Consider the following 236-nt stretch of genomic DNA (forward strand, 5'->3'; position numbering starts at 1 on the left):
AGTCGGCTTTATCCATCCATGCGAATAAGTTTTCAATGTTACGAACAATAGTGAGATGGTCTTTTGTTGCCGTAAATAGCTTGTGTAATAACTTTTTCTTTCGTGGGTTTAGTTTGCCGAAGAACATCTGCCCGTAAGACGAAGAGGGCGTGCTATTGATTAATCGAATTACCCAAGGCCACATTCCATGACTTACAGGCTCAAGCAGCGCAGATACGAGTGGGTGAGTCTTCCCG

At 44.1% G+C, this 236-nt stretch carries 1 pseudogene; it reads right to left on the bottom strand.

From position 1 onward, the window contains the following. Positions 1 to 236 (bottom strand): annotated as a pseudogene (locus tag A3739_RS08695) (alpha/beta hydrolase); the annotation flags it as partial.

Source organism: Oleiphilus sp. HI0067 (genome assembly GCF_001635735.1).